Annotated in this window: 7 protein-coding genes; 1 reads left to right on the top strand and 6 read right to left on the bottom strand. The window is 46.6% G+C overall.

The window, feature by feature from the left end; genetic code table 11:
* From SGI98_02045 to SGI98_02025, 5 genes are all read right to left on the bottom strand, one after another.
* A partial coding sequence (locus SGI98_02045; GenBank protein ID MDZ4742184.1) for a PA14 domain-containing protein occupies window positions 1–2,851 on the bottom strand: 2,851 nt, incomplete at its 3' end.
* A 205-nt stretch (window positions 2,852–3,056) separates the two neighbouring features.
* The gene (locus SGI98_02040; protein ID MDZ4742183.1) at window positions 3,057–3,506 is read right to left on the bottom strand and encodes a hypothetical protein; all 450 of its coding nucleotides are present in this window, start codon (window positions 3,504–3,506) and stop codon (window positions 3,057–3,059) included.
* Window positions 3,507–3,513: 7 nt separating this feature from the next.
* A complete protein-coding gene (locus SGI98_02035; GenBank protein MDZ4742182.1) occupies window positions 3,514–4,002 on the bottom strand; it encodes a rhodanese-like domain-containing protein in 489 nt (162 codons plus the stop codon).
* A 13-nt stretch (window positions 4,003–4,015) separates the two neighbouring features.
* A complete protein-coding gene (locus tag SGI98_02030; GenBank protein MDZ4742181.1) occupies window positions 4,016–5,092 on the bottom strand; it encodes a TIGR02597 family protein in 1,077 nt (358 codons plus the stop codon).
* 2 nt (window positions 5,093–5,094) lie between these two features.
* The gene (locus tag SGI98_02025) at window positions 5,095–7,044 is read right to left on the bottom strand and encodes an Ig domain-containing protein (GenBank protein ID MDZ4742180.1); all 1,950 of its coding nucleotides are present in this window, start codon (window positions 7,042–7,044) and stop codon (window positions 5,095–5,097) included.
* A gap of 318 nt (window positions 7,045–7,362) precedes the next feature.
* Between SGI98_02025 and SGI98_02020 the strand changes: the two genes are divergently transcribed.
* Window positions 7,363–9,018, top strand: coding sequence for a S8 family serine peptidase (locus SGI98_02020; protein ID MDZ4742179.1), 1,656 nt, complete (start codon window positions 7,363–7,365; stop codon window positions 9,016–9,018).
* 71 nt (window positions 9,019–9,089) lie between these two features.
* Here the strand turns inward: SGI98_02020 and SGI98_02015 are convergent, their stop codons facing one another.
* Window positions 9,090–10,052: a hypothetical protein gene (locus tag SGI98_02015; GenBank protein MDZ4742178.1), complete on the bottom strand. Its 963-nt coding sequence runs from the start codon at window positions 10,050–10,052 to the stop codon at window positions 9,090–9,092.
* Window positions 10,053–10,244 lie beyond the last annotated feature (192 nt).

The following is a 10,244-nucleotide window of genomic DNA, read 5'->3' as shown; positions in this document are numbered from 1 at the left end:
TCAGGGGTGCCGCTACAAATGTATTTGTCGATGCGCTCTGATTATTGCCCGAAATCACCAGTAAAGAAGATAAACTCCCGTTAAAATAATCGTTAGGATCAAGTGACAAGAGATATTCATTAAAATTCACCACTCCATCCCCATCGGAGTCTGTCGCGGCATCCAAAGGACTGGAAGGGTTTAACCCATTGGCCAACTCCCATGTGTCGGGCATTCCGTCACCGTCAGAATCCACCGCTACCGGATAAAGGAATCCGGTCGGAATAATTTCTTTTACCTGGCCTGGTGATGACCAAGACAAGGTGACATTTGCTCCGCCTGTATTTTCGAAATACTCTAGTTTGATGTCATATTTACGGCCCGCTACCAGTGTGATCTTCCCCTGTTTTTCCGTGGTGCCTTGATTCACCCAGTTATCCACAATCAACTGTCCATTCACCCACAAACGCACCCCGTCATCGCTGGAAATATAAAAGGTGTATTCCTCACTATACTTCGCCTCCACCTGGCCCCGCCAGCGGGCACTGAATGTATCCACACCTATGGAAGGATGGGGGGAACCGTTACCCCAATTGAACTGGACTTTGGGATCAAGCCTCTGGAGCATTAACCCCGTAAGATCTGTATTATCATAATACCAAGCCCATAACCCGGCTCCTGTTCCCCCACCAGTGACTCCCGTCGTCATCACTGAAACAGGAGGACTCCCGGCAGATTCATTGAGCACCCCGTCATAACTCCGCACGGAATAGGTATAAAGAGTTAACGGAGTCAATCCCCGGTCGCGGAATTCGAGTTTTTGCACACCCGAAACCATCCCTACTACTTCCCCGTTACGGTAAATCACATAACCATAAACATCTGCCGGATTTGAAGGTACTTCCCATTTAAGAGTGACAGCAGACTCTGATTTTTCTGAAAGCTTGAGATTTAAAGGGGGCAGAGGAGGCTGGGTATCACGACTGTCCTCTAATGTATATAAATTTTGAGGAGGGATGACTTGGCGTGTTTGGCTCGGGCTCGACCACTCTAACTTTGCAGAGGCACCCCCGCCATTCTCATAATACTCAATAACGATCTCATACTTGCGCCCGGATTCAAAAGTCACTTGGGCGGTGGTAGTCGTCGCCCCTTGATCCACCCACCGGTCAATAACAAGCTTCCCGTCCACCCACATGCGGATCCCGTCATCTGAGGTCATATACAGGGTGTACGGCTCCGTATAAAGTGCTTCAACTTGTCCCGCCCACCGGACACTGAATGTATCCACTCCCATTCCCGAAAGGGGTGCCCCATTGCCCCAATTAAAATTCACCGGTCCCTCGACTTGGACGGCAACAAGCTCGGAGAGTGAGCGATCATCAAAATATTCCGCCCTTAAACCTTTCCCTGTGCCCGGGGGCCGTACCGTAAGGGTACTCATATTTCCCGTCAATGCCGAGGATTCATTGAGACTCCGGTCAAATGCCTTAATCGCAAAAACATGGCTGCTGCCCCCGCTCAAACCACCTACTCGGAATACAGCGTCACTGGTCGTACCTGCGTACACCCCGCCACGGGTAATCTTATAACCCGCTACATCGGCATCAGGGGATGCTGTCCACCCCAAGGTAATACTGGTTTCTGTCCGGGTTAATGAATGCAGATTTTGCGGGGCTGTGGGTGCTTGTTGGTCTTCACCGATATCGAGGAGCCCATTCAGGGCACTTCTCGGGATCTCCTGCCGTGATAAGCCCTGACCGGACCATTCCATCAAGACATTTGCCCCTCCTCCATTTTCGAAATATTCGAGTTTAACCTCATATTTGCGGCCTGCCTCTAATGAAACTACCGTTGTCATTGTCGTGGAACCCTGATTAACCCAGCGGTCAATCAGAAGCTTCCCATCGATCCACAACCGGACCCCGTCGTCACTTGTTATGGAGAGGGTATAATCCCTTGTTGCAGGCGCCGTTAATTCTCCCGTCCAACGGATGCTAAATGTGTCCGCCCCGATTGACGGCATGGGAGAAGCATTTCCCCAGTTAAAATTCACATTTTCCAAACGGACACCTTTGAACACCGTGAAATTTAACTCATCAAAATATTCCCCTTTGAGTCCGGTCCCTTCCATCTGAGTGGGCAGGGTCGTCAGTGTTAATGCCTGGGATCCAAAACCTGTATTCAAAAGATCATCACAGGCTTTCACTTCGTAGGAGTAAGAGGTGGAAGCGGATAAACCCCTGTCAGTGTAGGTCGACTCGCCCGTGACCCCCACCAAAAAGCCATTACGGTAAATAGCGTATGCTTTTGCCCCGGGAGTGGCACTCCATCCTAGAGTCACTAGACCTATCCCTAAACGTATGCCTCGAAAATTCGCAGGGGCCGCAAGGCCTGTTTCGAGAGTGCCCACAGGAACCCGCAAGTGCCCTTTAGGAATAATCTGACGGATGATGGAAGGCCCTAGCCATTCAAGTTTTGCAGAAGCTGCGCCCCCATTTTCATAAAACTTTAAACGGATCGGCACCCATTGCCCCCCGACAAGCGAAACTGTCGCACTCCTTGTCACAGCCCCATGATCGATCCAATCATTGATCAAAATATTTCCAGCAACAGTCAAGACGGACCCGTCATCGGTTGTCGTAAAAAAAGTATAGACACCACTCTGGGGAATATAAATCTCCCCTATCCACTCAACACTAAATTGATCAGGATTAACCGTGCTCGAAGGTGAACCTCCACTCCAATTAAAATCAACTGTTTCATCGATCCTTAGGGTACTGAATACCTCAAGATTTTTCCCGTTGTAATAACTCCCTCTTAACCCTGGAACTGATGCCGCCTGCACATTCCCCACGGAAAATAAAATCATCACTGCAAATAAATAAACGCAAGAGAGTCCCTTTAACAAAGGGTCCTTTGAAAGAAAACGTCCACTCAACTGAATATTATTTTCCCGATAATATTTTTTCACAACATACCTTTTCTAAATCCATTTCACCTGCTGTCAAACCCAATAAAAACAACTACAAAACGCATTTCATGAATTTAGTTATTTAATCAAAAAAACTTAACTTTTAATTTGTCCTCATCGTAATTTTTTTCTTGCTAATTAATGCGGCCACAAAAGCGATCAATATATTTCGTGCCAGTGACAAATAGATATTTTCATAACCTTCAAATTGTTTCCCAAAACATCCGCAAGACTCAATAGAATGAGTAGTAATCATGTATAAAAGCACTCCCGAGAAACAACCAAAAACAAACGCACACAATAACCAACTGCGTGAGTCCTTGACTCGTATCATCAGAAAAAGTGCAGTAAGTATCTCCAGAATCAGCACTCCAAAAACAAGTCCCCGCCCCCATTTATTAGCTAATCCGGTCAAGGAATATATTATCGTTTGGAACCCCTTAAGATCATGAAATTTAGACCAAACAGCAAATAAAAGTGTGCATCCGATGAGCAATCCAAAAACCATGATAACCAGATCGCCTCTTTTTTCTCCTGTAATCTCTTTGCTCATGAGAGTCTCACTGGTTTTCGGAACGGGAATTTACCCATCCTTGCCAGCCTTCTTTAAAAAGAAATATCCTGTTTTTAACCAATGGTGAAAGCATTTCTGCAACATCATGACTGTCCTCACAATTAACATCACTACAATAGACAATGATGATTGTGCCGCTGTCCTTCTTTTTCATTTCCTCCACAAATTTCTCTTTCCACTGGTCGATCCTCTTGAGTGGATAACTTAACGCATTCGGGATATGCCCATTTTGATAAAACAAGTCAGACCGGGCATCCATAATGACGGGGGGAGGATTTGTTTTCATTAGGGTATTAAATTCCCCTATGTCGATTTCACTCATCGCTGGATCTATTTTGGACACTTCACTACCGATCGTTCCAGGAAGTATGAGGCTGATGATGAGTCCTGCGGCAAAAGAGAGGAAAAGGATTTTTGTAACCCAGAGGATATCATTAAAAAAAGATTCCCACTGGTCGCGCAAAGAGAAGCCCATAACCTGCGGGGCGTTAAGGCTGAGTCCAGATTAATCTGGAAGAGGTGGATTGATACTTGCGGCGGATGATAAACGCTTTGGAAGGAGCTAATACGATTGAGCCCGTCTGGTTAGTCGCAGTATTGCCCAGTTCTTTCCATCCCCCGCCCTGCTGGTAAATAAACGTTCTTTCCGGCCCGGAATCAAAACCATTTTGATTATCAGAGAATAACAAAACCTCATCCCCCCGGTTAAAAATACTCTGTGAAGGGCTAATGACCCCCTGCAATCCTGACTCCTCCAAAGATACGACATCCGCACCCGTCCAACTAACCAAAACATCGGTTTCAGGGGAATTAGTCACCGCAGCATACTGCAAAACTGTCGATGTTTGCGGGGCATTGCCCAAGAGGACAAGGGAATGATCAGTATCGGCAATACGCCTGACCTTGATCACATCCAGGCGATCTAAAAGGATTCCGGATGCATCAATCGGCGGCGAGGAGACATTCCTCCATCCTTGATTTTCCAAACGCACCACTGTCCCTAAATTTAGAGGCCCCCGGAGTAACTCCAAACTATCGGCAGTGGCAAAGAAATCTTCATCAGGCAACTCGGTAAATGAACTGAAGACATTATTCTGGGTGCCATCCCCGAACACTTCTCCCAGTTGCCAAGCGGGACGCACCACCACCAAATCACCCACCAGCACATTCCCCGACGGGTGAGCCGTGAGTGAATATCCTTCCCCATCGACAATAATACGGTTCTCAGAATTCCCCGCGACCTTGAATGAGACCCCTTTGAGTTGACCGGTGATAAACTCTACCCGGAAAGGATAAGCGGTACTCCCCGCTGCCGGGTCAAAAGCTCCTAAAGTAAAAGGGGCCTCAGCCACGGTCACTGAGTTTGACTCGACAGCCGTGACGCGTGCCCGGGCTACCGCATCTTTTAAGAGGGGAAGGCTGACATAACTGTCTCCTGCCCCTTTTAAAATAATCTTTTGATAACCCTGAGGCGGAGTCGATGCGCTATTTGTCTCGGCGGATAAATGACCCACCAGAAAAGCTAGGGAAAGAACGGTAATAAACTGATGAATGGGATATCTCATTATTATTGCCCCGTTACGGTTGCGGTTGAAACCTTGAGTTTGAGGTAACGCCGTGCAGGCCCATCTTCGATAGCTACTTGATCGCGGACTTTCACCTTTTGCATCCCTTGGGATACATCTTCTTGGGGTACAGTCACTGATTGAGTTTGTGGTGTCCACTGGTTGTCTCCGGCATGTGCGACATTAGATCCAAGCACCGTAAAGACAAGATTCGGGTCATCTGTCCGTTTGGTATAGGTAAGAGTCAGGAATTTCTGTCCATTAACCTCGTCAATACCGATCTGGGTAAATCCTCCTGCATTCGCTTTTTTTGGATCGAGGTTTAAAGCATATTCGAGCAAATTGCTTAATCCGTCCATATCCGGATCCACCATATCACCGATGATTGATAGGTCAGTGACCCCCGGCCATTTCTGCTCTTGCCATGCTGTCTTTGTATCCGTTCCATTGATTACCGTAATCACCAAAGATTTAGTCGTGGTATTCACCCCGTCCTTTGCCGAGAATCTTAATGTGTATGTACCGGTTTGTGTCGTCAAAGGAGTCCAAGCAAAATTCTTGATAGTTTCAGCCCCGGTTGGAGGAGTATTATCTGTAAATAATGCTCCCACCGGTAAACCATTAAGTGTGATTTCAGGCTTAATCCCGTCAGGATCGCTGGCCCGGATCGTAAACACGTTGGGTTGACCTGTTTGCACAATCAAATCAGATGGCAGCACCATATCCGGAGCCCGATTGACATCTTGGGGATCCGAAAAGACCAGAAGATAAGTCATCCCTTGGTTATTTACGTCAAAAATATTTACAAAATATCTCCAGACTCGGACTTGCAGGTCCCAAGTTTTTGAAACCCATGCATTTGCTAGCGGGATTACCTTTCCGTCGGAGCGGGTAGCTGCGGCAACCACTTTGTTTTTTAAGAGAGCCTCCCCTAATTCCAGCTTTGAATAAATAAATCCTGTTGATCCCCCGCTCAGGGTTAAAACTCTGCTCATCCCTCCCGACCCGAGGACTGAATCAACCTGCTGGACATCCGTGTCGGTATTCTGGTTCTCATAAACTTTTATATTCGGACCATCTTTCGCTAGAAAATCCCGGACTCGATCACTCCCGGGCAAATCGACTAGCACATCACGAACCAATGTATGTGTCCTGATCCCGTCTTGTGGAATCAATGAAGTCACGGATCCCCCTAATTCATCAGCATGGCTGAATGTCGCATTAAAATTTGTAAATGTCCCAGAGAGTGAACTCATCATGACCCAACGTGCCACGCCCGCGCTATTTGTCTGGATATTACCGAAATCCGCGAGCAAACTATTCTGGCTTGGTTGACCATTGATTTCACTGCCCGTGATCGCAAAATTCACTAATAAGCCTTGGGCATTCGCCACAATCTTTGGTTGCCCTGATTGGATTTTTAAGTTCCTCGCTATACCCTTACCGTTGTTTTGAACCCTGACCCCCATGTAAAATGGAACGGCTGGTTCGATAACTGTCGTCTGCGGGTCATCTGAATAAACTTCATGAGGAAGAAAATAATCCAGTTGCAGGGAAGGCATCGGCTTTACATAGATAAAATCCGGGGTCACCGTCACTACTTCTTGTCGTCCACCCGATGTATAAGACAATGTCGCCCCTACATAATAAAGTTTACCATCCGGCGTATCTCCCCCTGCACCCGGTGCCGGAATAATCAACCATTCCAGATTTGCTGATGAGCCGGGATTAATAGAGGTGGGCAACGTCCCACTCGGTGTAATAAAAAAGCGGACAGCAGTATCCGTGCTGGTAGAGTCTGTTGTTGCCACAATCGGATTCCCGCTTTTATCCTTAAAATTCACCGTGACAACAATGTCCTGCATCTGGAACTCAGGCGAATTCTGGATTCCCATTTTCGCAATAAAACCCTGTCTTTCGAGGGATAACTCCTGCTCAATTTGAATCCGCACAGATGCACAGATCTGGGCCTGCAAACCGGATCCTGTCTGCAATAGCGTCACGACCCCTAATATGATAAGGGCAGCAAAATTCATTTTAAAAAAATTTCTCTTCACAATATTCCCCAATTCGCGACTAGTTTCTGAAATAAAAACAGACAAAAGACCAGACGAAACTTACTTTAAAAAATAATAAAAATCTTTTCATGGTAAGTTATTTATTAATTAATAAACACTTAATATACCTGCCTTCACCTAAAGAAATCGAACAACTAACAAATTTACTGGTAGGGGGAGGGGATTTTTGAAAGGTTAACGTCATATCAAGTGATGTCCTCTCCCAAACCCTTTCTGATTATGCTCATTGTGATGGGTGTCTTAGTTTTATTTTCTGTTATCACCCGTTTCTCCCTCCACACCCATCATCCAGTTCCCGATCAAGTATTGATAAAGAATCCCCTCTCCTCCCCCGCCAAAGGGGTTCCCTCCCAAGATCAGAAGATTGCAGTTCTCGAGGCATCTCCTGCACTCAAGCCCATTTCCCGCACAGGCATAAAGCCCGCAGATCGAGATCCCCCAGATGCGTTGCCCAATGAAAAGGTTCTGCGTTTTAAGGATCATAAATCCATGCAAGACTTCCTCGCTTGGGCGGGAGAAAACCGGATACGCGTCATCAGCACCATTGACTCCCTCCGCGCCTTGCGTGTCAGTTACCAGACTCCTGAAGAACTCGCCTCCCTCATCAAACAAGCCAAGGATGCCGAGATCGATTTTAATTATCTGGTGCAAACCCCTGACATTCCTGGAAAAATCAATTCCCCGCGAGACAAACCGTATCTAGCATTTGGCAATCAGACCCTCGAATGGCTGGGGATCACCGGGGACAATCAATCTTTTGGAAAAGGGATTACCGTGGCCATCCTTGATACAGGTGTGATGGATCACCCTGCCTTGAGCGGGGTTCAAATCAAAAAGCAAAATCTGGTGACTGATCCTGCGGGGGAGTCTCCAGTCTACAGTACACATGCCACCGCTGTCGCATCGATATTAAGCGGGACGACACCCGCAGCTCCAGGCGTAGCCCCGTCAGCCAATCTCCTGAGTATCCAAGTACTCAATGCCGAGGGGGTAGGAAACAGCTTTACCGTGGCTCAAGGCATCGACTCTGCGATGAGTCAAGGAGCCCGTGTGATTAATCTGAGTCTGGGCTCCTATGGTGATAACGCCCTCCTACGTGAAGCCGTCAGTCGGGCCCAGACACAAGGCATTATCCTGGTGGCAGCGGCGGGGAATGAAGGATTTGACCAGCTTCCTTTCCCAGCCCGTTACCCGGGGGTGATTTCTGTCACGGCTGTGGATGCGAACCGTGAACGTTTTGCTCATGCCAATGCTGCCAATGGAGTCACATTCGCCGCCCCCGGAGTCGGTCTTTCAGCTGCGGGCAAAGATGGATTGATTTCACTTTTCAGCGGCACCTCGGCAGCCACCCCTGTCATCTCTGGCATCATCGCCGCCGGTTTATCGCAGGATCCTTCCCTGAGGCCCTCTGATATCAAAGAATTATTGATAAGTCACTCCAATGATCTAGGCGCACCCGGTCCCGATGAATATTTCGGCAATGGCATTCCTGATTACAAGAGAATCATAAACCGTAATACCACGGGGATAAATGACCCGGCTATCGCTGATATTTTCTTACCCCCCACAGGGAATAGCCCTTCCGGCCAAACAAAAGCCCTCATCACCATACAAAACCGCGGCACCTCGGTCATGTACAGCTCGACGATCGATATCGATATTAACGGAGTTTCACGGCATTACGCGGTTCCTGTTTTAAATCCCAATCAATCATTCGCTCAGGAAATCCCCATCCCTACGCCGGGAGCTTCGTCCTCCACTCGCATCCAAGCCACCCTCTCCTCCGGCCTCCCCGACTCGAACCGCTCCAACAACCAGTTTGTCTGGTCTATCCAACCAAAGAAATAATGAAGGAAATAAAAAAATAGAATCTGGAATAAAAAACCCCCGCCTAGGCGGGGGTTTTTTGAAAAGAACGTTTAGCCTGCGCGCTGCGAGCGACGCCGGATTCGTTTTTTAAACTGTGGGCTCAAGGGGGCAATTTGGCGGTGAAAAAGATCCTGCATAATCCGCAGTTTAACGGCTCGCTTTTTTTCTGCGCAAAAAGCCAAGTCGATAGCATGTTTTTCGATTTCAATCGCAAATCCAGGCGATAGTTTATCGTAATATTTGACGATGTCCACAGCCTCGTCTATCCACTTACTTTCCCGCCATCCCATTGAATTTACAAACCCTTCAATTTGCCGATTTTTTTGCACGGCATTCAATTTATTCGTGCTCGTTGTCCCGCTAATTTCCTCATCAAAAACATGACGTATATTGTTTACTATTTCCTTTTCACTCGAATTAGGAGTGTTAATTTTTTGCACAAAAACAGCCCATATAATAGGTGTAATTTGCGAATGATTACCGGCACTAGCTGCGAGACCAAAAGGCAGTTCGTCATATCGATTAGCAAAGGATTGAGGGGTGATTTTAATTAATAAATCCCGCCCGAAAAAATCAATCGCGATTTTTTTAAATCGCTTCTGTTCTTTATCGCCCAATAGCTTCTTCGCGATTATCTTCGCTAAAATCTCAACGCCTCTTTGGAGATATTTTTTACGATCATCCGTATTTTCTTTCTTCTTTTTTATTTTTTGGCCAGATTTTTTAACAATCGGCTGATTACTTTGATCGCCATCTGCCGATTCCTCGTTCGTGGGTGCTTTTTTCATGCAAAACAAATCAAACGATTGGTTTACTACTTGCTGATCCATATTATCGGTCATTACGTTATTTGCGCTTAACATTATATTATGGACCAGCAGGCAAGTGTTTTTGTGGGCAAAAATGCCACCATGTTTTTTCGCTGGTTTTCGTTTAACTTTTCCGCGTATTTTTCTTTTATCTTGATAGCGCCTACCACCTAGTCCTTTTTCTTTATCAATTATATTTACCATATTTTCCCTTTTAATATTTTGATTTTAGTGAAAATCCTCCGGGAACGACCGGCGGATTATATATTAGTAATGGGCCCAAAAATCGATAACGTCAACTTTTGGGGAAATTAACCCGACTTCCGCTACTGGCGGTGAAAAACGGTTTTTTTGGGGTGAATTTTGGGGATAATATTTTGTAAGTGGTTGATGTTG

The organism is Verrucomicrobiota bacterium (genome assembly GCA_034440155.1).
Lineage (GTDB): Bacteria > Verrucomicrobiota > Verrucomicrobiia > JAWXBN01 > JAWXBN01 > JAWXBN01.
The sequence above is the reverse complement of the archived record's forward strand: the minus strand, read 5'-3'. Positions and strand labels throughout refer to the sequence as shown.

Bases quoted from the DNA above. Each gene is read 5' to 3' on its own strand.
- SGI98_02040 (MDZ4742183.1), bottom strand. From the start codon at position 3,506: ATGAGCAAAGAGATTACAGGAGAAAAAAGAGGCGATCTGGTTATCATG.
- SGI98_02035 (MDZ4742182.1), bottom strand. From the start codon at position 4,002: ATGGGCTTCTCTTTGCGCGACCAGTGGGAATCTTTTTTTAATGATATC.
- SGI98_02030 (MDZ4742181.1), bottom strand. From the start codon at position 5,092: ATGAGATATCCCATTCATCAGTTTATTACCGTTCTTTCCCTAGCTTTT.
- SGI98_02020 (MDZ4742179.1), top strand. From the start codon at position 7,363: ATGTCCTCTCCCAAACCCTTTCTGATTATGCTCATTGTGATGGGTGTC.
- SGI98_02015 (MDZ4742178.1), bottom strand. From the start codon at position 10,052: ATGGTAAATATAATTGATAAAGAAAAAGGACTAGGTGGTAGGCGCTAT.